We start from the raw sequence: 21,497 nt of genomic DNA on the forward strand, positions 1-21,497 counted from the left end.
AATTACTTTTGTAATGTATCCCGCCAACGTAATAACCAATTTTCGATAAGTTTCATTAAAGTATCGGTTACTTTACCCAATAGGGCTAATAAAATAATTGCAATGATAACAATATCTGGTCGAGACGTTTCTCGGCCATCACTAAGTAAATAGCCAATCCCTTGAGTGGCTGCAATCAGTTCAGCTGCAATCATAAACATCCAAGATAAGCTTAAGCTGTTGCGTAAACCCGTTAAAATGCCCGGAGATGCTGCCGGTAAAATAATAGATATTATCCGCTGAAAAGCATTAAGCCGATAGACTTTTCCAACTTCAATGAGCTTTCTATCTACATTATGAATTGCTGCAACTGTATTGGTATAGGTTGGAAAAAATGCTCCAATTGCAATCAATGTAATTTTTGAACCCTCATCAATTCCTAACCAAAGTAATAGCAGAGGGATCCATGCAAGACTTGGGATCGACTTAATTGCTGAAAAGGTCGGTTCTAAATAAGCTTCTGCTTCTTTACTTAATCCAACCCAAATTGCAAAAATTAAACCTAAACCGCTTCCTATAATAAAGCCGAATAGAACACGCCACGTACTAATATAAATATGGGAAAATAGGTCGCTATGAGCTAAATCTAAAAAAGATTGCCATAAACTAGTCGGTGCAGGGAGTAGATAAGTGTCAATATAGCCATTTCTGACTAAAACCTCACAAGCCGCTAAAAAGATGAGGGGAATGAGTAGCGCTTTAAACCAACGTGTAAATTTGTTGTTTAAATGCTTTTTCTGCGATTTTAAAGCCTGCTGAGCTAAGAAATGATTTAGCTCAGCTTTGTTAAATGAATCACTCATATACTATTTCACGACTTTTTGAGCAAAACGTGGATCTAATACCTGATCAACCACTTGATTGACGTTAGTACCTTTTCTAACCAAGTCTTCTTCTGTCAAAATTTTCCCAGAACGTTTTAGCGCTTGTGCTTGAGTTGCCGATGGAATGCTTTGATCGAAGTTGGTTCGGCTCAATTGTAGCTTAGCCACAGGTAGAGGAAGTTTTGATTCTTGAGCTAAAATTGCTGCCACTTTATCTGGATTGGCTTTTGCCCATTTTCGGGCTTGTTCGTAGGCTTTAATAACGGCTTCAACCGCTTCAGGGCTTTGCTTTGCAAAGTCTTCTTTAACACTTAGTACACTATAACTATTAAATCCAACATTACGATAAAGCAATTTGGCACCAGATTGAATTTGAGCTGAAGCCATTAACGGATCAAGTCCAGCCCAAGCATCTACTTGACCGCGTTCTAATGCAGTTTTTCCATCTGGGTGTTGTAGATGAACCAATTGTACATCGCGTTTACTCAAGCCTACAGTGTCTAGCGCTTGGAGTGTAAATAAGAATGGATCTGTGCCTTTGGTGGCTGCAATTTTTTTACCTTTTAAGTCTTTTAGACTTTTAATCGGTGAGTCTTTTGCAACAACAAGGGCGGTCCATTCAGGTTGGCTTTGTACATACACAGTTTTAATTGGGCTACCATTTGCTCGGCTTAATACAGCTGCTAATCCAGCGGTAGAAGCAAAATCGATGCTATTACTATTGAGATATTCTAATGAACGATTGCTGCCTTGACTAAAAACCCATTTAATTTGAGTATTGGGGAGTGCTTTCTCAAGAAGTTTTTGATCTTTGACGACTAAACTAGTTGGTGCATAGTAAGCATAATCAAGTTTAAGTGTAGTTGGAATTGCTGCAAAAGCAGATGAAGCAAATACACTCCCCAATGTTGATGCCAACAAAGTCTTTGATAAAGAAAATTTTGATTTTAAAGACATGATAAAAATAGAACCGAAATGAAATAGGAGATTATCCTTTCACGCGTTTAATGGCTTACAAACTTAGTTATTTTGATTTATAAATCAGATTGAAAGATAAAAGTTTAGATAAAATTATAAATCACTGTTTCTATAGTGATTATTAACTTTTAAGTAATGCACTTATCTGAAATATTGAATTTAAAATACATAAATATCATAAGCTTAAGATTCATTGAAGGTGGATTTTATTGCTTGTGTGCAGTTAAATTATCTCGATAAGCACCTGGACTAACACCTGTCCATTTTTTAAAGGCACGATGAAATGCACTTGGGTCATGAAAGCTTAGATCTTCACTAATATCTTGAATTGAGTCATTCGTTTTACTTAAGCGTTCAACCGCAATATCACACCGGATTTCATTTTTAATTTGTTGATAACTAACTCCTTCATGTTTCAGCCTGCGTTGGACAGTGGCTTCGGAAATATTAAGTTGTTGTGCGACATCTTTGAGTTCTGGCCAGTGCGCAGGGTGGAGTTTTAATAAATGGCGACGAATAAGAACACTCAATGCATTCTCATTTTTAAAACGAACTAAAAGATTTTGCGGCGTTTGATTTAAAAAATCATAAAGCGCTTTTTTATCTTTTTTAATTTTAATATCTAAGTAATGAGCATCGAATTCAACTCGATTTACCTCAGCATTAAATTGAATATCTTCACCAAAACGTACGAGATAATCCTGAATATCCTGAGGTTTAGGGCAGCGCACCATAATATTATTTAAGCCTATTCGTTGATCAACTAACCAACACATAAGTCCATGTACCAACATTAAAAAGGTTGCATAGGTAAACATGCGTTTAGGCTGTCCACGATCATGAATAACCAAATAAGCTTTTTCTTGCTCTCGAATGAGTTCTGCACGTATGTCATCAAGCACAAAGTTAAAAAACTTCAAAATATCGTAGAGTGCATTTTCTAAAGTTTCAGCCGTACTGACGAGTTTAGTCAGTAACTTATAGCTTCCACGCCGCATGGGATGGCTATCCATGCCAAAAAACTCATCATTCATGGCATTGGCAAGCTCTATCCACAATTGGGCATAGGTTGTAACAGGCACACGCGCCTTGGGAGACATCAGTAATTCAGCGGGGATGCCTGCTTTATTTAGAATTATTTGTGTATTTAGACCTTTGGCATAAGCCGCACTCAGTGCTTCATGTACTAGTGCAATCGAAATTGTGCCTTTACTTAAAGAAGACTGGACAACCATGTCAAAGACTCATATTTTCTTCATATATTTCAAGTGAAATATTTCATATTTAAAATTTGGATTGATCAAAAGCTGCAAACATTTTGAGGCTTTTTGAAATTGTATCGGAAAACAACAACTTTTACTCTCACAACTAAAGTTAAAGAATATTTTTATAGGACGTTCCATAATGAAAATTCAAGGAAAACATTTCGTGATTACTGGTGGTGGCTCTGGTCTAGGTGCTGCTACAGCTGAGCATTTGGTAAAGCAAGGTGCTTCAGTCACATTGGTTGATATGAATGTAGAAGCAGGCGAGCAACAGGCGAAACAACTAGGGTCAAAAGCTGACTTTGTAAAACTTGATGTAACCGATGAAGCTGCTGCTGAACAGTTCTTTAAGGATGTTTTGGTAAAACATGGCAGTTTGCATGGTTTAGTTAACTGTGCAGGTATTGGTCCTTCTGCAAAAGTGGTTGGTCGTGAAGGTGTGCATGATTTGATATTATTTTCAAAGACTTTAAATATTAATGTCACGGGTACATTTAACATGCTGCGTTTTGCAGCAGATGCAATGAGTAAAAATACAGTTGAAGCAGGTGAAGAGGACCGTGGTGTTATTGTGAACACTGCTTCTGTTGCGGCATTTGACGGTCAAATTGGGCAGGCAGCTTATTCTGCATCTAAGGGGGCTATTGTGGCGATGACATTGCCGATTGCTCGTGAGTTAGCGCGTCATGCCATTCGTATTATGACCATTGCACCGGGAATTATGGAAACTCCAATGCTTAAGGGTATGCCACAAAATGTACAAGATGCTTTAGGGCAAATGGTACCGTACCCATCTCGTTTAGGAAAACCAGAAGAATTTGCTCGTTTAGTTGCTCATATTGCTGAAAACTCCTATTTAAATGGTGAAGTTATTCGTTTAGATGGTGCAATTCGTATGGCAGCAAAATAATAAAAATAAGGATATTTAAATGATTTTAAATGCTGAACAAAGTATGGTTCAGGAGATGATGCGTAATTACTCGCAAAATCAGTTAAAACCCACAGCCGCACATCGCGATAAAACCCATGAATTTCCTGCGCAGGAATTAAAAGATTTAGGTGCACTAGGTGCTATGGGGATGACTGTGCCTGATGAATGGGGCGGTGCCGGAATGGACTATGTATCTTTGGTGCTTGCAATTGAAGAAATTGCCGCAGGTGATGGTGCTATTTCGACTATCGTAAGTGTACAAAATTCCTTAGTTTGCGGTATTACACTGGCATACGGTTCAGAACAGCAAAAACAAACCTATTTGCCAAAATTTGCATCTGGTGAATGGCTAGGATGTTTTTGTTTAACTGAGCCACATGTCGGTTCCGATGCGAGTGCGATTTTATGTAAAGCCGAGCGCGATGGCGACCAGTGGGTTTTAAATGGCGTAAAACAATTTATTACCAGCGGTAAAAACGCCCAAGTGGCTTTGGTCTTTGCGGTTACAGATAAACAAGCTGGTAAAAAAGGAATTTCATCTTTTCTTGTGCCGACCAATACACAAGGTTACTTGGTCACTCGTATTGAAGACAAAATGGGCCAACATGCTTCAGACACAGCAACTATTACTTTTGAGGACTGTCGAATTCCCTTAGAAAATTTGGTAGGGCAACAAGGTGAAGGTTATAAAATTGCGTTATCTAATTTAGCAGCTGGACGTATTGGGATTGCTGCTCAATCTGTTGGAATGGCAAGAGCTGCTTTTGATGCGGCGGTGCAATATGCAAATGAACGCAAAGCTTTTGGTGTAGAGTTAGTCCAACATCAGGCAGTGAGTTTCCGTTTAGCCGATATGGCAACCCAGATTGAAGCTGCACATCAGCTCGTTTTACATGCTGCAACTTTAAAAGATGCGGGATTGCCTTGTTTAAAAGAGGCTTCAATGGCAAAGCTATTTGCGTCTACTATGGCTGAGCGAGTATGTTCGGATGCGATTCAGATTCATGGAGGGTATGGCTACGTCAGTGATTTCCCTGTTGAGAGAATTTATCGGGATGTTCGTGTAAGTCAGATTTATGAAGGTGCTTCTGACATTCAACGTTTAGTGATTGCTCGAGAAGTAACCCAAGTTTAAGTATAAGTTTTTAAAAATAGTCACTGAATGCAAAAGACCGCAGTTATTATGCGGTCTTTTGCAATTAAAACTGTCTAGTTTTAACTCATTTCAATGAGATTTAGAATGTTAAAGCTAGCTTTTTGATGATTAAAGCTGAGCTTTGACTTCTTCACCAATTAAATAAAACGTTCCTCCTGCAATATAATGCAGACTCCGAAGTTCTTTCGGTGCATCTTGAAAATACCAGTGCCCATCTCTAAAAACGCGACTATCTGCCCAGGCACCTACAACAGAACCAATAAATAAATCATGTGCTGACTGATTATGCGGTTCTGGAATAAGTTTACATACGAGCCATGCAATACATCCTGATACAAGCGGACTGGTAAGACCTTCTTGGTAAAATAATTCAGTACCACAATGTTCAAGCTTTTTAGCGTCATCCAACTTACTAATGGTTCCAAGTTGCTTGGTCATATCAAGCTGTGCATAGCAGGGAACTTGTAGGGTGAAATAACCACTTTGCTCAACGAGCTGTCGGGTTTTAGTACTTTTGTCGAGAACCACAGACACTTTGGCTGGTTTAAACTCTAAGGCACATGCCCAAGCCGCAGCCATCACGTTGCGGTCATCGCCATGTTGCGCAGAAACAAGGACAGTTGGACCATGATTTAACAAACGATAAGCTTTTTCTAACTCTACTGGTGCAATATATGATTGCGTCATATTTAGCCTAAGTAATAAAGAAAATAGATATTTCTATTGTTGCAGAAAGCTTTATAGATGCAATGTTATTAAACAAGCTTTATAAGAATAAAAACTTGTTTCTATTTTATAGCTTTCATAATGATTGACTTAATCATAAAATCATTTCGCTTCTAAGTGAAAGGATTAACAAGTGACCGAGCTTCAAGATATCGATTTTGTAGAGTTAAGTGATGAAGAAATGCATCTCTATAGCCGTCAGATTTTACTCGATGGATGGGATATTGAAGCTCAGGAAAAACTCAAACTTGCTAATGTGTTGATTGTCGGTGCGGGTGGAATAGGCTGTAGCAGCGCGGAGCTACTTGCGCGAGCAGGGGTTGGGAAAATTACACTGATTGATGCAGATACGATCGAGATAAGTAATTTACAGCGCCAAATCGCATTTGGTCATGAAGATATCGGACGTTATAAAGCAGAAATTTTGGCTAAACGTTTACAGAAAATTAACCCTTATATCTGTGTTGAATACTATAACGAACGCTTAGACGAACATAACATTGATAGACTTGTTGAACACCAAGATGTGGTTTTAGATGGATGCGATAATTTTACAACTCGCTATTTGGTAAATGCAGCTTGTAAGAAACATCAGGTCGCATTAATTAGTGCTTCAGCAATTGGTTTTCAGGCACAAATGTTTATGGTTGAAGGAGATTCAGCTTGTTATGAATGTCTTTTTCCAAAAGAACAACATGCCAATGAAGGCCTTCGCTGTGCTGAGTCTGGGGTACTTGCAACCACACCTGTAATGATAGCGTCATTACAAACACATCACACTTTACTGTATTTAGGGTTAAATCGTGCACCTTTAAAGCAGAAACTATTATTGTGGGATGGTTTAAACATGACACAACGTATTGTTAGTTTTGATAAAGATGTAAATTGCCCACTTTGTCAGGCAAGCTAATCAGTAAATGAAACAAAATTTGCTACACTCAACCTGAATGATTTGGTTTTGAAGAAATATGAAAAAAAATATTTTGTTTGATGGGTTACGTTCCGTCGCCCGCATTGGTGAAACAGCAGTGGTTGCGGCCAAAGCTGGAATTAAATACGCAACTGAAAAACCCAGTAATGCCAAACTTATGCGAGAGACTTTTGAGTCACTTGGTTCAACTTATATTAAGCTTGGTCAGTTTATTGCAAGTACACCATCGCTTTTCCCTCGTGAATATGTAGAAGAATTTCAAGGTTGTTTAGACCAGACTCCAACACTCCCATTTAGTTATATTCAAGGTGTGCTTGCATCTGAGTTTGAAGGACGCGATTTAAGCCAGATTTTTAGCTATATCGATGAAAAGCCATTAGCTTCTGCATCAATTGCTCAGGTTCATGCCGCTAAGCTGACTACAGGTGAAGATGTAGTTATTAAAGTACAAAAGCCTGGTGTTGAAACCATTTTATATACTGATTTAAGTGTAGTGCATTGGGCTGCTAAGCTGCTTGAGCGTGCAGTACCAAAGATTAAATTTGCTGCTCTTTCTGAAATTGTTGATGAAATTAAAAGCCGTATGGTTCGTGAAGTCGATTTCATTGAAGAAGCACAAAACTTGGATGATTTTGTGGAATATCTGAACATTTCACAAAATAAAGCTGCGACTGCACCTAAAGTTTATCATCAGTTTTCTACGCGCCGTGTCTTGACCATGCAGCGTTTATACGGCGTGTCTTTGACTGACTTTAGTGTTGTAAAACAATATGCTAAAGATCCATCGCAAGTATTGATTACTGCCATGAATACATGGTTTGGTAGTCTCATGTTGTGTAAGAGTTTCCATGCTGACTTACATGCTGGGAACCTAATGTTGCTTGAAGATGGACGTATTGGTTTTATCGATTTTGGTATCGTGGGGCAGTTAAAGCCTGAAGTTTGGACAGCATGTATTGCGTTTATGGACGCCTTACAAAAGACCGATTATCAGGCAATGGCTGAAAATATGCTGAAAATGGGTATGACCCATAACAAAATTGATGTTCAGGTTTTGGCTCATGATCTAGAGCGTTTATTTAATGGCGTATTAATGGCCGACCCACAGCAGATATTGTCTTCAAATCCAGCCGATTTAAACGATATCATGATGGATATGGTTGGGGTTGGTGAGCGCCACGGGATTAAATTCCCACGTGATTTTGCTTTATTATTTAAGCAAATGCTTTATTTCGATCGTTTTATGCGCGTACTCGCACCATATACTGATATTTATGCAGACCAACGTTTGAAAATGGTTCAAAATATGGAACCTGCTTCGTTGTTAAAGCACTAAGGTCAGTTTAAATTTATGGATGCCATTATTATTGAAGGCTTGAAGGTTGAGACAGTGATTGGCTGTTTCAACTGGGAAAGACAAATTATTCAACCTTTAATGTTGGATTTAACCATCCATAATGATTTGAGCCGAGCAGCAGAGTCTGACAAACTTGAGGATACACTCAACTATGCTCAGATTTGTGAGTTATCGGCTCAAACCATTCAGCAAGCCAAACCTGAGTTAATTGAGCACGCAGCTCATCTGGTTTTGCAATGTTTATTTGAAACCTTTCCAACAATTGAAAAAATTACCATAACCATCCGTAAGCCAGCCATCATTGCAGAAGCAAACGCTGTAGGAATTCGTCTTGAACGCACCAGAAACAATTTTTGCGCTCGCCCTAGCGAGTAATTTAGACGCAGATCAGCACTTTACTTTTGCGTATACGCAATTAGCAACTTTGGGGAAAGTGCAGTTTTCATCTGTTTATCAAATTCCATGCCGAGATGGTATTGGAGATGATTATTGGAATTCAGCATGTCTATTAAAAAGTACTTTATCGTGTGACCAAATTGAATCTTTTCTAAAGCAACTCGAATCAGATTCTGGGCGTGTTCGTCCATCGCATCATATTTCTTTAGATGTAGATTTGATTGCATGGGGAAGTGATCTGGACCATATGCAATTTAATTCTAAAAAACTACCTTTAGCACTCGATGTAAAAATACCTTTATATGAGCTTTGGCCTTGTGAAACCTTAAAGGCTGATAGCATGCTTTATCCAGTCGTTAATTTTAAAGTTTAAAGGCTTTCAAACTAGATTTTACGCAAACTTTACGCGGTCTTTAATTTCCTCAATAGAGAATTTACGGGCATTTTATCCATACTGAAATTCACTAAATTAGTGTTATTTCAGGACAATAAAGATGCTTATAAATTCTCAAATGCGCATCTTGCATCAGTCTGGCATTGTCTTATGCGGACTTAAAACAAATGATATTTCTTCATCTCTCCTTATTTCCAGTTTGGCAAATCAAGCCAAGGGGTATAGAGGAGAATAGCCATGTTAGAACTTATACTTGTTTTATTTATTGCTATTTTTCTAGCATGGTGCCTCGGTAAATATCTATCCAAAGTGATGACAAATCAGCCGATGGGGGGTGATGGATTATTTCGCTGGATTGAAAATCCTGTTTATCGCTTATTAGGTATATCCCCACAACAACAAATGAACTGGAAACAATATTCGCTAGCATTTGTTGTGAGCTGTGTTGTTCTAGCTGTGGCCGTTTTTGCTATTTTTATGACACAAGCATGGCTACCATTAAATCCAAATCATGCACCAAATATGAGTTGGGATTTAGCATTACACACGGTTATTTCATTTTTAACCAATACCAATCAACAGCATTATTCTGGCCAAGCTCAGTTATCTTATTTGTCGCAAATGACAGGTATTGTGGGCTTGCAAGTCATTACTCCAATGATGGGGCTGGCTTTGGTGGTCGCGACCTTAAGAGCTTTCTTTTATCAGCGCCCAAGCCATATTGCAGCCGATGTTGCCGAACAGCCAGACCAAATTTTAATTGGGAACTATTGGGCAGATGTAATTCGCCCTACAGTCCGATTCTTGCTTCCGCTCTGTTTTGTCTGGTCTTTATTGCTCAACAGCCAAGGCGTACCAGCGACTTTCCAAGGCGGGCCAGAAGTACAGCTGATTGATAAAGCCAATACAGTTCAAACCCAAAAAATTCCTTTAGGGCCAGTTGCACCAATGGTAGCGATTAAGCAATTGGGGAGTAATGGTGGTGGTTGGTATGGTCCAAATAGTAGTGTGCCTTTAGAAAATCCGACACCACTTTCTAATTTATTAGAAATGATTGCGATATTACTTATTCCACTTACCGTGATTTTTATGGTTGGGCATTTTACCCAGCGTAAAAAGTTTGCTTACTTTGTGTTTGGTAGCATGCTTTTCATGTCGATTATTTCAGGTGCGGCGGCTGTCTGGTCTGAGAGTATGTCATCGACAGCATCTCAACTTGCCGTAATGGAAGGTAAAGAACAACGTTTTGGACCAGCTGCATCAGCAGTTTGGGCAGCGATCACTACGCAGGTGAATAACGGCTCGGTCAATATGATGCATGATTCTTCTGCACCGCTTACCGGTTTAGTCGAACTCATTAACATGCTGATTAATGCCATTTGGGGTGGTGTGGGCTGTGGTCTGCAACAGTTTATGATTTATCTGTTACTCGCAGTATTTATTGCAGGTTTAATGACAGGTCGTACCCCTGAATTGTTTGGGCGCAAGATTGAAGCCGCAGAAATTAAGTTGCTCGCGATTATTATTTTGATTCAACCTTTAGTCATTCTTGCATTTACCGCATTAAGCCTCAGCGTTCCAGACATATCTGGAATTAGTAATCCAGGACCACATGGTATTAGCCAAGTGTTCTACGAATATGTTTCTGCATTTGCAAACAATGGTTCAGGTTTCGAAGGTCTTGGAGACAACACTGTATGGTGGAATGTTACTTGTAGTATTGCTCTACTGTTAGGACGCTTCCCGACATTAATTTTGCCATTAATGATTGCAACACGTTTAGCAGCAAAAAGAAAAGCACCCGAAACAGCAGGTAGTCTTCAGGTTGAAACTCCAACCTTTGCTTTAACGCTGATTACGATTGTTGTGTTGCTTACCTTATTACAATTTATGCCAGTTCTTGTCCTTGGGCCTATTGCCGATCAACTTTTGTTGGTTAAAGGCTAAGGAGGCGAGTGAAAATGAATACACAAACTCATGTAAATAGCCATAAACAAACCATGGCAGTGCCAAATTTTGAAGTTTGGAAAAATGCATTTGTGAAACTGCTACCGCAGCATGCAATTAAAAACCCTGTGATGGCAATTGTATGGCTTGGAACAGTGGTTACTGCAATTAGTACAGTCTTGGGTTACACCACGCTATTATTTGGTTTAGTGGTTACAGCAATTCTGTTTATTACGATTTTATTTGCTAACTATGCCGAAGCAGTTGCAGAGGCCAGAGGCCGTGGGCAGGCATCTTCATTACGTGCAGCAAGAGACAATTTAACGGCTCGAAGACTCAACTCTTTGACAGACCGTCAAACCACTCAAATCGCAGCTACTGAACTTCATTTAAATGATTTTATTGAAGTACATGCAGGTGAGCTTGTTCCTGCCGACGGTGAGATTGTAGAAGGCTTTGCCACTATTAATGAATCGGCTGTTACAGGTGAGTCAGCACCTGTGTTACGTGAAGCTGGAACAGACCGTTCAGGTGTTATTGGCGGAACCAAAGTACTTACAGATCGTATTGTTGTGCAAGTGACTGCTGAATCTGGTCAAAGTTTCTTAGACCGTATGATTGCTTTGGTTGAAGGCTCAAATCGCCAGAAAACTCCGAATGAGATTGCACTTGGCTTCTTGTTAATGGTGATGACAATCACGTTTTTAATTGTCGTGATTAGCTTGCCATTTATTGCCAAGTATTTGCATATTGAACTTGATCCAGTTGTGCTCGTGGCATTATTGGTCTGCCTGATTCCTACAACCATTGGTGGCTTGTTACCTGCGATTGGTATTGCAGGGATGAACCGTGCCCTCAAAGCCAATGTTTTGGCGAAATCAGGTAAAGCGGTAGAAGTCGCGGGTGATATTGATGTGCTTTTACTCGATAAAACAGGAACCATTACTTATGGTGACCGTCAAGCAACTTCTTTTTATCCTTTAACTTCGGTAACCGAGTCTGAGTTGAGAGCTGCTGCTTGGGTAAGTTCACTTGCTGACCCAACACCAGAAGGGAAGTCGATTGTTAAGTTAGCAAAAGAGCAAGGTTTAAAACAGCAAGAACCTGAGCAAGCCGAATTTATCTCTTTTAGTGCTTCGACTCGAATTTCTGGTGTGAATTTACCGAATGGTGAGCAAATTCGTAAAGGTGCTTTAGATGCAATCTTAAAGTTTGTAGATGAAGATTATTCTCGAGATTTAGAGTTAAAAGCACGTGTTGAACAAGTTGCTAAAAAAGGTGCAACACCATTAGTGGTAGCAAATCAACATCATGTATTGGGTGTGATTGAGCTTTCAGATGTAATTAAACACGGCATTAAAGAACGTTTTGCCCGTTTAAGAGAAATGGGTATTAAAACTGTCATGGTTACAGGTGATAACCCATTAACTGCGGCCGCGATTGCTGCTGAAGCTGGTGTAGATGATTATATTGCCGAAGCAAAACCAGAAGACAAATTGGCTTGTATTCGCACCGAACAACAACAAGGTCGTTTAGTTGCAATGGTCGGTGACGGAACCAACGATGCGCCAGCATTAGCACAAGCCGATATCGGTTTAGCCATGAACTCGGGTACACAAGCTGCAAAAGAAGCCGGCAATATGGTCGATTTAGACTCTGACCCGACCAAACTACTCGCTGTAGTTGAGATTGGGAAACAGCAACTGATTACCCGTGGTGCTTTAACAACATTTTCGTTAGCAAACGACGTCTCTAAATACTTTGCCATCTTGCCTGCATTGTTCGCTGCTGCGATTCCACAAATGCAAGTATTGAATGTAATGCACTTAGCAAGTCCAAGCAGTGCGATTTTATCTGCATTAATTTTTAACGCGATTATTATTCCGCTATTAATTCCAATCGCACTCCGAGGCGTGAAATTTAAACCGTCAACGGCAACTCAGTTACTACGTCGAAATATGTTGATTTATGGTGTGGGTGGCGTGGTTCTACCATTCATTGCCATTAAAGCGATTGATGTTGTGATTGTTCAATTATTTGGTTTGTAATCTGGAGTTTGAAATGAAAACTTATGCACAAAATTCAGAAGCAAATTTGGGTCAGGCCTTAAGAGCATCTTTGGGATTATTAATTTTTACCTTAGTTGGCTGTGGTGCTGTTTATAGTGCGATTGCTACAGGTGCGGGACAGGTGCTATTTAACAATCAAGCGAATGGTAGTTTGATTGAAATAGATCATAAAGTTTTAGGGTCAAAATTAGTCGCTCAGCCATTTGTGGGAGAGGCTTATTTTCATCCACGTCCTTCAGCAGTCGCTTATGACCCGATGGCTATGGCGGGTACAAATTTAGCTCGTACTAATCCTGAACTACAGCAACAAATTGATGCTCAGAGTCTTGTGGTGAAAAAACAAGATCACACAGGTAATACACCAATTCCAACTGATTTGGTGACTAAATCGGGGAGTGGTATTGATCCGCATATTAGTCCTGAATCTGCTCAGTTACAGGTTGCTCGAGTGGCGCAAGCGCGTCATTTAGACCCTAAGATTGTGGAAGAGCTTTTGCAAAAGCATATTGAACCGAAGCAGTTTGGTGTATTGGGGCAAGCTCGTGTTAATGTATTACAGCTCAATATTGCTTTAGATCAATTACAATCTACACATTAACTTAAAAATAAAGTTGTTAGTTTACCGGATGATATCAAGTGCAAAGCAATCGCGAAAATCAGGCTGAGGCCTTATTAAATCATGTCAACAGATATCAAGCCGGTCGACTAACGGTCTTTTTAGGTGCGGCACCTGGTGTTGGAAAAACCTATGCCATGCTTGCCCGTGCCAAAGAGTTATTTCAACAGGGCACAGATGTTGTTGTTGGTATTGTTGAAACCCACGGAAGAATAGAAACTCTAAAAAGTTTGGAAGGCTTACCTGAAATTGCTAGAAAGGAAATGCAATATCAGGGGCATACATTAGAAGAAATGGACTTGGATGCTATTCTGCTTCGGCATCCAGAAATTGTTTTGGTCGATGAGTTGGCTCATCGCAACGTACCGAATAGTCGTCATGAAAGACGGTGGCAAGATGTCAATGAATTGCTAGACGCAGGTATAGATGTATTTACGACCATTAATATTCAGCATTTAGAAAGCCTAAATGATGTGGTCTACCAGATTACGGGGATTCGAGTAAATGAAACGGTACCAGATCGGGTATTTGATCGTATTCGAGACATTCGCTTAATTGATTTACCCGTCAGTGAACTGATTGAAAGGCTCCACCAAGGAAAAGTTTATGTGCCAGAGCAAGCGAATCTGGCATTGCAAGGCTTTTTTAGCATTTCAAATTTAACAGCATTACGTGAACTGGCAATGCAATGCGTTGCTGAGCATGTCGATTCAGATTTAAAAGAGAGTTATGCTTCTAAAGGTTTGAAGTCTATCTCACTGCAAAATGAATTGATGATTGCGATAGATGGACAAGGTTCTTCTGAGTATTTAGTACGAGCAGGTTGTCGATTAGCAGAGCGTAATGGTGCTACGTGGACTGTAGTGAATGTTGCTAAAAGTTTGGACTTTGGACAGAGTTCAGCAAATTCATATAAAAAAGAATATATTGAGATTGATCGTGCATTTGAATTGGCCCGGCAACTCGGTGGTCGAACAGAAGTTTTATATGGCCATCGAGTTGCGTCAGTATTAATGGATGCCGCCGTTGATCGAGGTATTTCCAATTTAGTCATTGGTAAAAGTATTTCGCCGTGGTGGTTAAAGTTATTTAAGAAAAATTTAGCTCAGCAATTATTAAATCAAGAAAACTCGATTGCTTTAACCATTTTGCATCCAGAACAGGGTACAAAAAAAACAACTCAAATTGAAAAGCCATCATTTTTATCATTAAAAGAAAGTATTTTTGTTCTAGCTGTTACATGTGCCAGTATTTTTATCGCTCACTTTGCCGAAGTTCTCTTAGGTATTGAAGACTTTTCCGTCATTTTCATTATTTCAGTTTTAATTGTAGCAACCAGAACTCGAATGCTCGCTGCTGTAGTAGCCGCTCTTATTTGTTTCTTAGCCTATAATTTTTTCTTTATTGCTCCACGTTTTACCTTACAAATTTCAGCACACCAGGGTGTAGTTACTGTCGTGGCTTTTTTTGCGGCAGCTTTAATTGCTGGGCGTTTGGCCTCTCAATTACGTCAGCAGGTTTTATCCTTAAAAGCAGCAAATGCCTACACTACGGTAATGCAAGACTTAGCGCGTAAACTTTCTAGTGCAGTAAATCTTGAAGAGGTTATGCAAACAGGTCGTATGACTTTAGAAACCCAACTTCAAACGAAGGTGTGGATTTCTATTCAAGATAGAGTCATTTCATCTGATATAGAGCTAAGCGATAAAGAAAAAGTCGCGGCAGATTGGTGCTTAAAACATCAACAACCATGTGGACGTTTTACCGATACACTCAGTCAGTCAAACTGGTGGTTTTTACCTCTTTTAGAGCAAAAAAATAGCCTAGGTATTGTGGGAATTTACTTTAAGGATGATGTGGTTTCTCTAAATTTTGAGCAAAAGAAACTGACGGAAAGTGTAATTGAGTATATTGCACAAGCAGCTCTTCGCACCCAATTGGTCAATGAACTTGAACAAGCAAAAGTCACCAGTGAAACAGAGCGATTACGTTCGGCTTTATTATCTTCGGTATCGCATGATTTACGTTCACCGCTTGCTTCTATTATTGGTGCAGCAGACACGCTTGCCCATTTTAAAGCTGATATGTCAGAACAAGACCAACAGGATTTACTCGAAACCATTCATTTAGAAGGCGAACGCTTAGACCGTTATATTCAAAATCTACTTGATATGACACGTTTGGGGCATGAAGGTCTATCTTTAAAAAGAGACTGGATTGGTGTGGATGAATTAATTGGTTCTGCAACCCGCCGTTTAAAGCGCTATAAACCAGATACTCAAGTGTCGGTTGAATTACCTGAACAAGCGATTAGTTTATATGTACACCCAGCACTGGTAGAGCAAGCCATTTTTAATGTTTTAGAAAATGCAGCAAACTTTTCACCTCCAGATGAACCAGTCATGATTCGTGCTCATCTTTCATCAGAGGATGAAGTAAAAATAGAAATTGAAGATAGAGGTGCGGGAATTCCTGAAGACGAAAGAAACCGCATTTTTGATATGTTTTACACCATGGAGCGCGGAGATCGTGGAAAATTTGGTACAGGTTTAGGGCTTACAATCGTAAAAGCGATTATTGGTGCTCATATGGGTACAATAGAAGCATTTTCAGGGCGCCAAAATAAAGGTACTTTAATTCAAATCAGATTACCCATTCATCCAGTAAAAGAATAAGTTGTAAAGTCATGATAAGTTCAGAAACATCACCTGTAGAAACACGTATTGTGATTATTGATGATGAGCCTCAAATCCGTAAATTTTTAGACATCGCCTTAAGAACACAAAAATACAAAACCACGCTCTGCGAAACGGGTTACAAAGGCCTAGAAACATTGGCGACCCAAGGTGCTGATTTGGTTATTCTTGACCTAGGCTTACCCGATTTAGACGGGAAAGAAGTACTCCAAGAATTACGTAGCTGGTCGAATGTACCTGTCATTGTGTTATCTGTACGTGCCGATGAATATGAAAAAGTTGCTCTGCTCGATGCTGGCGCAAATGATTACATGACCAAACCTTTTAGTGTGCAAGAGCTTTTGGCGCGCATACGTGTCATTTTAAGAAACCAACCGATTCAGCAAGAAGCACATGTGTATGACGATGGTTATCTTAAAGTTGATGTCACACAACGTTTAGTTTGGGTTGAGCAACAGCCAATTACTTTAACTCGAAAAGAATTTCAACTTTTGACGTTATTAATGCGCTATCAAGGTCAGCTTTTAACACAGCCACAACTTTTAAAAGAACTTTGGGGGCCAACCCATCAGGAAGATACGCATTATTTACGTATTTTGGTGGGTAAGTTGCGAAGCAAACTGGGAGATAATGCGATTCAACCACGCTATATTGCTACTGAACCTGGTGTTGGATTACGTTTTTTAGCTCAACAGAAAAATTATTAGATATAAAAAAACCTTAGGGTATTTCTCCCTAAGGGTTTGCAAAGTGATTTATAGTTTTTTAGCTTTTTTTATTTATATATCCCAATGTTGTTCTGCTTCAGTCATTTGGCTGTAAATATTTTGATATTCAGCTTGTTTCACTGTGTACCAATGCTCTACAAAGTCGGCCCCTAAATATCCTTTTAAAATCAGACTTCCTTTAAATATTTTTAAGGCTTCTGGTTGGGTATTGGCTAATAGAATATGCTCGTCTTGAAATTTTAAAAGATGTGCAGGTTTTGGCAGTGGTAACTTGTGAGATAAGCCATAAGACACGCCAGCTAAAATAGTCGCTGCAACCAGATAAGGATTACAGTCGGCTCCAGCAACACGATATTCTAAACGTTGATTTTGTACATCTGAGCATGGAATGCGAATTGCGACATTACGGTTATTGGTATCCCAATTGGCTTCTAATGGCACATGATGACCAATTTTAAAACGTCTATAAGAATTAATATTAGGCGCTAAAATCGCCATAGATGCAGGCATTAACTCAATGAGTCCACTAATCGCGTTTAGTAATTTGACGGAAAGCTCATCTTTTTCTACTTCTGAGCTAAATATATTTTCATGATATTGATTAAGCAGACTCATATGAAAATGCATGCCACTTCCGGCTTTTGCCAAGTTCGGTTTCGCCATGAAACAAGCAGTTAAGTCATGCTTTCTTGCGACTTGCTTTACAATTCTTTTTAAAGCATTAATTTGATCGCAGAGCTTTAAAATATCATGACTATGTTGGAGGTTTAATTCATATTGTCCAGGTGATGACTCCGCAACAATAGCGGTAATTTCAATAGATTGAAGTAGGGCTGCTTTCTCAACTTCATCTAGGACCTGCTGATAGTTATTCGGCGCATCAATATCGAAACATTGGTTTTCTATGCAGGTTTCAGACTGATGCTGAGGTGAGAAAAGATAAAACTCTAGTTCGGCAGCCATGACAGGAAAATAATTGGTAACCTGTAACTGATTTAATAACTTTTTTAATATATTGCGTGGTTCATAGTGACAATCTGAACCATCTTCTTCTTGCATGGATAGGTAAAGCTGAGCATTCAATTCAGGAGATAATGCACTTGGTTGCAAGCTGCCTAAAATGGGTAGGCAAAGTCTGTCTGGTTCACCTATATATTTCCTAAACCTGTCTCTTCAATCACTTTTCCATCAAGGCTCATGGCGTAAACAGAAAGTGGAAAATAACATCCGTTGGAGAGATTCTTTAAACTTTTAACATCAATCCGTTTCCCGCGAATATGTCCGTTCAAGTCGTGCAGACAAATATCAATGTGCTGAGTCTGAGGATATAAATTTAAATATTCATCAACCTCTTTTAAAAAAAGCTCGGAATTGAAAATATGAGGTTGTGTTGGAGGAATAAAATCATCTGATATTTTAAATGCCTTAAAGTGAGGATTTTGTAAGTTTAAACTTGGGTAAATATGCATACTCATTATAAAAAACCTTGGTGGTTATTTAGCTAAAATCCTACCTTAGCCTTGGAAGTTAATCGCGTAAAAAAAGAGTAAAATGATTAAAGAATAATTTATGATTGGTTTTGGTTTTTTATTTTTAATAATCATAAACTTGTAATTAATTTTTGAGGTAATCATCTTAAGTAAAATTAGTGTATAAAGGTAGTTTAAGAGTGAGCAAATTTCTGCGAATTTGATTTTTTTAATTAAATAATATTAAGAATTATGACCTTTCAATTTGGTGACATAGTCAAACTGATTTAAACTTAAGGCTTATCCAGTGAATCACTTATTTTTGAAGTCTTGAATAGAGCAGGACCTTTTAGGGTGTTTACTGGAATTTTATTTTTGCGTTTTTTTAATTTATTTTTTTGAGTTCTCTTAATATGAAAAATATCGGTTTAGCCATTCTAGCAATCAGCCTTTCAGGTTGTGCAGCAATGAGCGTAGAAGAATGTAAGACTGCGAATTGGTCATTAGTGGGTGAGAAAGATGGTTCAAAAGGTTCGTCTCCACGTTTAGATCAATATTACAAAGCATGTGGAAAAGCCAATATTGTTCCAGATCAAAAGTCATATGAACGGGGATATAAAGAAGGTCTAGGGTATTATTGCCAGCCAACAAATATTTTTTATAGTGCTTTAGAAGGTAGTGGCAATATCAATGTGTGCCCAGTTGAGCAGCGTAATCGTTTAAGACCTTATTATCAGGCAGCTTCTGACTACTATAATGCAAAAAATGAATATGATCGTTATGACGAAAAGTTTAAGCAATATTCTGACAGTGCTTATAACGAAAAATTAAAGCCAGAAGAGCGGGAACGTTATCGTAAACTTTTAAGAGAATTACAAATTGATCGTGACCGTATTAATCGCAACTATTGGAATTCAATTCGAGATATCGAACGTTTCAAATATGATCACGGTTTAAAATAATATTTGAAAAAAGGATTGATCTGATTAAGATCAATCCTTTGTTTTTTAAAGGTAATAACTCGTTTTTGTCATTAACTTTGAAATAGCAGTCATACTGATTTTTACTGCATAAGGTAATTCAACACCACCTGCTTCAAGCGCAGTATGACGGTGGTGCAACTCATCCTCATTCATTTGCTCTAAAATTTTACGAGAGCGCTCATCTTGAGCTGGTAATTGATTTAAATGGTCTTGCAAATGCATGCTTACCTGACGCTCAGTTTCAGCAACAAATCCTAAGCTATATTTATCACCAGCAATACCTGCAAGAGCGCCCATACCATATGAGAGGCCATACCAGATAGGATTTAATAAGCTTGTATGGCTATTTAACTCTTTTAAACGATCTTCACACCAAGCTAAATGGTCTTGTTCTTCAATTGCTGCTTGCTGCATTTCACGGCGTACATTGGGTAATTTCGCTGTTAAGGCTTGTCCATGATAGAGCGCTTGGGCACATACTTCACCACTATGATTAACACGCATTAGGCCTGCAACATGGCGAGCATCCTCTACACCAAGTTTTGTTTCTACTGTTTCAGCTGGGTTTTGACGTTGTGCTGCTGTTGCACCCGGAACAAGACTACGTAATGCTTGATCAAATGAGTTAATAAGCTGATCAATTCCAGTATAGTGGCGCATAAATTAGTCCTCCAAAGAAAGATGTGCTGTGGCAAGCATTGGCTTTAGTCGAGCAAGAAGCCAGATACTAAAGATTGCACTAAGTACAGCTGTAATAATAAATAGTATTTTAATATCAATTTTTAAAACACTTAAGATTAAGATTGAGAAAATTGCAGAAGAAACCATGAATACAGCATTTAAAATGTTGTTTGCTGCAACAACACGAGCACGATGTGAACGTGGTGAGTAAGCCTGCATCATGGCATATAAAGGAACAATATAAAAACCGCCACTAATACCCAGTAAAGTCACCGCTAACATGACGTGGTAGTAAACCCAGCCTTGAGTGAAAATATCTTTTAAAGTCAGTAATGCTCCAGTTCGTTCAGGTACAAAAGCTAAACTGGCGGCAAGGTAAAGCGCAAAAATAGTAAGACCAATTGCACCGATCGGTACCATTTTAATATTAATTTCTGAACCGCCAATCTTTCGGCAAAGCAGTGAACCGATACCAATTCCTACTGAGAAGAAAGTCAGCAAGAGGCTAACGACATTTTCTGATGCATGCAGATTTTGTTGGGTCAACTGCGGAATTTGAGTTAAATAAGTCGCTCCATAAAACCAGTACCATGAGTTGCCTAGCAAAATAGTAAATACTAACGGTAAACTTTTGGCATATTTAATCGTTTGGAAACTGGTACGAATGAAATTCCAATCAATATCTAAGTCAGGCGCGGCAACTTTTTGTGGCAAAATGAAGCGACTAAATAAATAGCCTATGCAAGCAATAGCCACTACGGTGATACTAATCCACAATAAATTTCCATCTGATGAGGCAATTACGGCACCACCTAAAATCATACCGAACAAGATTGCCATGGATGTGCCAGATTGAAATAGCGCATTACCTGACATTAACTCATTCGGTTTTAAGATTTCAGGCAAAATTGCGTATTTAATGGGACCGAAGAATGTCGAATGTGTACCCATTAAAAATAAAGCGAAAAGAAGTAGCCATAAGTGACCCAACATAAAACCAGCAGTACCGATGAGCATAATGATGATTTCTAAAATTTTAATGCCACGGACGAGTTGAGAACGCTCATATTTATCTGCAATTTGCCCAGCAGTTGCCGAAAAAAAGAAATACGGCAAAATAAATAAGAGGGCTGCCAAATTATTAAGTGTGCTTACAGGAGCAGATTGTTGCTGAATCCATCCATAAGTAATCACCAATAATAAAGCTTGCTTAAAAACGTTATCATTTAATGCGCCAAAAAACTGGGTAAAAAACATCGGTACAAACCGACGTGAGGTCATCAGGTGCTCATCTTGTTTCATCATGTGCAA

At 38.9% G+C, this 21,497-nt stretch carries 18 protein-coding genes and 1 pseudogene; 12 read left to right on the top strand and 7 right to left on the bottom strand.

What is annotated here, in order from left to right; all coding sequences use genetic code 11:
* Nucleotides 1–2: 2 nt before the first annotated feature.
* From POD11_RS03610 to POD11_RS03620, 3 genes are all read right to left on the bottom strand, one after another.
* Nucleotides 3–842 (bottom strand): ABC transporter permease, encoded by an 840-nt coding sequence (locus tag POD11_RS03610; protein WP_262456382.1) that lies wholly within the window; start codon nucleotides 840–842, stop codon nucleotides 3–5.
* Between the two features lie 3 nt (nucleotides 843–845).
* Nucleotides 846–1,820 (bottom strand): aliphatic sulfonate ABC transporter substrate-binding protein, encoded by a 975-nt coding sequence (locus tag POD11_RS03615; RefSeq protein ID WP_262456383.1) that lies wholly within the window; start codon nucleotides 1,818–1,820, stop codon nucleotides 846–848.
* 227 nt (nucleotides 1,821–2,047) lie between these two features.
* Nucleotides 2,048–3,076 carry an AraC family transcriptional regulator gene (locus tag POD11_RS03620; protein WP_262456385.1) on the bottom strand — a complete coding sequence of 343 codons (1,029 nt, stop codon included), beginning with the start codon at nucleotides 3,074–3,076 and terminating at the stop codon, nucleotides 2,048–2,050.
* A 169-nt stretch (nucleotides 3,077–3,245) separates the two neighbouring features.
* On the opposite strand from POD11_RS03620, the gene POD11_RS03625 reads away from it, so the two are divergent.
* Both POD11_RS03625 and POD11_RS03630 read left to right on the top strand, forming a co-directional pair.
* The gene (locus POD11_RS03625; protein WP_262456393.1) at nucleotides 3,246–4,016 is read left to right on the top strand and encodes a 3-hydroxyacyl-CoA dehydrogenase; all 771 of its coding nucleotides are present in this window, start codon (nucleotides 3,246–3,248) and stop codon (nucleotides 4,014–4,016) included.
* Between the two features lie 19 nt (nucleotides 4,017–4,035).
* Nucleotides 4,036–5,172: an acyl-CoA dehydrogenase family protein gene (locus POD11_RS03630; protein ID WP_262456395.1), complete on the top strand. Its 1,137-nt coding sequence runs from the start codon at nucleotides 4,036–4,038 to the stop codon at nucleotides 5,170–5,172.
* 129 nt (nucleotides 5,173–5,301) lie between these two features.
* On the opposite strand, the gene POD11_RS03635 is transcribed toward POD11_RS03630, so the two are convergent.
* The gene (locus POD11_RS03635; protein ID WP_262456397.1) at nucleotides 5,302–5,880 is read right to left on the bottom strand and encodes a flavin reductase family protein; all 579 of its coding nucleotides are present in this window, start codon (nucleotides 5,878–5,880) and stop codon (nucleotides 5,302–5,304) included.
* A gap of 172 nt (nucleotides 5,881–6,052) precedes the next feature.
* Here POD11_RS03635 and POD11_RS03640 point away from each other — a divergent pair, with 172 nt between their 5' ends.
* The 9 genes from POD11_RS03640 to POD11_RS03680 all read left to right on the top strand — a co-directional run bounded on the left by POD11_RS03640 (nucleotide 6,053) and on the right by POD11_RS03680 (nucleotide 17,032).
* Nucleotides 6,053–6,829 carry a HesA/MoeB/ThiF family protein gene (locus POD11_RS03640; protein ID WP_262456399.1) on the top strand — a complete coding sequence of 259 codons (777 nt, stop codon included), beginning with the start codon at nucleotides 6,053–6,055 and terminating at the stop codon, nucleotides 6,827–6,829.
* A 58-nt stretch (nucleotides 6,830–6,887) separates the two neighbouring features.
* On the top strand, nucleotides 6,888–8,186 hold the full coding sequence (locus POD11_RS03645; protein WP_016140583.1) for an ABC1 kinase family protein: 1,299 nt from the start codon (nucleotides 6,888–6,890) through the stop codon (nucleotides 8,184–8,186).
* A gap of 15 nt (nucleotides 8,187–8,201) precedes the next feature.
* Nucleotides 8,202–8,582, top strand: a complete 381-nt coding sequence (folB, locus tag POD11_RS03650; protein WP_009391809.1) for a dihydroneopterin aldolase — start codon at nucleotides 8,202–8,204, stop codon at nucleotides 8,580–8,582.
* On the top strand, nucleotides 8,539–8,976 hold the full coding sequence (locus POD11_RS03655) for a 2-amino-4-hydroxy-6-hydroxymethyldihydropteridine diphosphokinase (protein WP_262456402.1): 438 nt from the start codon (nucleotides 8,539–8,541) through the stop codon (nucleotides 8,974–8,976). Before folB ends, POD11_RS03655 begins: the two co-directional genes overlap by 44 nt.
* A gap of 258 nt (nucleotides 8,977–9,234) precedes the next feature.
* On the top strand, nucleotides 9,235–10,944 hold the full coding sequence (gene kdpA / locus POD11_RS03660; protein WP_262456403.1) for a potassium-transporting ATPase subunit KdpA: 1,710 nt from the start codon (nucleotides 9,235–9,237) through the stop codon (nucleotides 10,942–10,944).
* An 8-nt stretch (nucleotides 10,945–10,952) separates the two neighbouring features.
* Entirely contained in the window at nucleotides 10,953–12,992 is a 2,040-nt protein-coding gene (gene kdpB / locus POD11_RS03665; RefSeq protein ID WP_262456405.1) for a potassium-transporting ATPase subunit KdpB, read from the top strand.
* A 13-nt stretch (nucleotides 12,993–13,005) separates the two neighbouring features.
* On the top strand, nucleotides 13,006–13,611 hold the full coding sequence (gene kdpC / locus POD11_RS03670; RefSeq protein ID WP_262456407.1) for a potassium-transporting ATPase subunit KdpC: 606 nt from the start codon (nucleotides 13,006–13,008) through the stop codon (nucleotides 13,609–13,611).
* A 38-nt stretch (nucleotides 13,612–13,649) separates the two neighbouring features.
* Nucleotides 13,650–16,304, top strand: coding sequence for a sensor histidine kinase (locus POD11_RS03675; protein WP_262456410.1), 2,655 nt, complete (start codon nucleotides 13,650–13,652; stop codon nucleotides 16,302–16,304).
* Between the two features lie 11 nt (nucleotides 16,305–16,315).
* Nucleotides 16,316–17,032, top strand: coding sequence for a response regulator (locus tag POD11_RS03680; protein ID WP_049836999.1), 717 nt, complete (start codon nucleotides 16,316–16,318; stop codon nucleotides 17,030–17,032).
* 72 nt (nucleotides 17,033–17,104) lie between these two features.
* On the opposite strand, the pseudogene POD11_RS03685 reads toward POD11_RS03680, so the two are convergent.
* Nucleotides 17,105–18,528 (bottom strand): annotated as a pseudogene (locus POD11_RS03685) (glutamine synthetase family protein).
* A 407-nt stretch (nucleotides 18,529–18,935) separates the two neighbouring features.
* On the opposite strand from POD11_RS03685, the gene POD11_RS03690 reads away from it, so the two are divergent.
* Entirely contained in the window at nucleotides 18,936–19,484 is a 549-nt protein-coding gene (locus tag POD11_RS03690; RefSeq protein ID WP_262456413.1) for a DUF2799 domain-containing protein, read from the top strand.
* A 45-nt stretch (nucleotides 19,485–19,529) separates the two neighbouring features.
* On the opposite strand, the gene coq7 is transcribed toward POD11_RS03690, so the two are convergent.
* Both coq7 and POD11_RS03700 read right to left on the bottom strand, forming a co-directional pair.
* On the bottom strand, nucleotides 19,530–20,165 hold the full coding sequence (gene coq7, locus POD11_RS03695; protein WP_016140587.1) for a 2-polyprenyl-3-methyl-6-methoxy-1,4-benzoquinone monooxygenase: 636 nt from the start codon (nucleotides 20,163–20,165) through the stop codon (nucleotides 19,530–19,532).
* Nucleotides 20,166–20,168: 3 nt separating this feature from the next.
* On the bottom strand, nucleotides 20,169–21,491 hold the full coding sequence (locus tag POD11_RS03700) for an MFS transporter (RefSeq protein ID WP_239968555.1): 1,323 nt from the start codon (nucleotides 21,489–21,491) through the stop codon (nucleotides 20,169–20,171).
* Nucleotides 21,492–21,497 lie beyond the last annotated feature (6 nt).

The sequence above is a fragment of the Acinetobacter sp. P1(2023) genome, from assembly GCF_028367635.1.
Taxonomy (GTDB): domain Bacteria; phylum Pseudomonadota; class Gammaproteobacteria; order Pseudomonadales; family Moraxellaceae; genus Acinetobacter; species Acinetobacter pittii_E.

Coding starts and splice junctions, on each gene's coding strand:
- kdpC (WP_262456407.1), top strand. CDS start 13,006: ATGAAAACTTATGCACAAAATTCAGAAGCAAATTTGGGTCAGGCCTTA.
- POD11_RS03680 (WP_049836999.1), top strand. CDS start 16,316: ATGATAAGTTCAGAAACATCACCTGTAGAAACACGTATTGTGATTATT.
- coq7 (WP_016140587.1), bottom strand. CDS start 20,165: ATGCGCCACTATACTGGAATTGATCAGCTTATTAACTCATTTGATCAA.
- POD11_RS03700 (WP_239968555.1), bottom strand. CDS start 21,491: ATGATGAAACAAGATGAGCACCTGATGACCTCACGTCGGTTTGTACCG.
- POD11_RS03690 (WP_262456413.1), top strand. CDS start 18,936: ATGAAAAATATCGGTTTAGCCATTCTAGCAATCAGCCTTTCAGGTTGT.
- folB (WP_009391809.1), top strand. CDS start 8,202: ATGGATGCCATTATTATTGAAGGCTTGAAGGTTGAGACAGTGATTGGC.
- POD11_RS03610 (WP_262456382.1), bottom strand. CDS start 842: ATGAGTGATTCATTTAACAAAGCTGAGCTAAATCATTTCTTAGCTCAG.
- POD11_RS03625 (WP_262456393.1), top strand. CDS start 3,246: ATGAAAATTCAAGGAAAACATTTCGTGATTACTGGTGGTGGCTCTGGT.
- POD11_RS03615 (WP_262456383.1), bottom strand. CDS start 1,820: ATGTCTTTAAAATCAAAATTTTCTTTATCAAAGACTTTGTTGGCATCA.
- kdpA (WP_262456403.1), top strand. CDS start 9,235: ATGTTAGAACTTATACTTGTTTTATTTATTGCTATTTTTCTAGCATGG.
- POD11_RS03630 (WP_262456395.1), top strand. CDS start 4,036: ATGATTTTAAATGCTGAACAAAGTATGGTTCAGGAGATGATGCGTAAT.
- POD11_RS03645 (WP_016140583.1), top strand. CDS start 6,888: ATGAAAAAAAATATTTTGTTTGATGGGTTACGTTCCGTCGCCCGCATT.
- POD11_RS03635 (WP_262456397.1), bottom strand. CDS start 5,880: ATGACGCAATCATATATTGCACCAGTAGAGTTAGAAAAAGCTTATCGT.
- POD11_RS03620 (WP_262456385.1), bottom strand. CDS start 3,076: ATGGTTGTCCAGTCTTCTTTAAGTAAAGGCACAATTTCGATTGCACTA.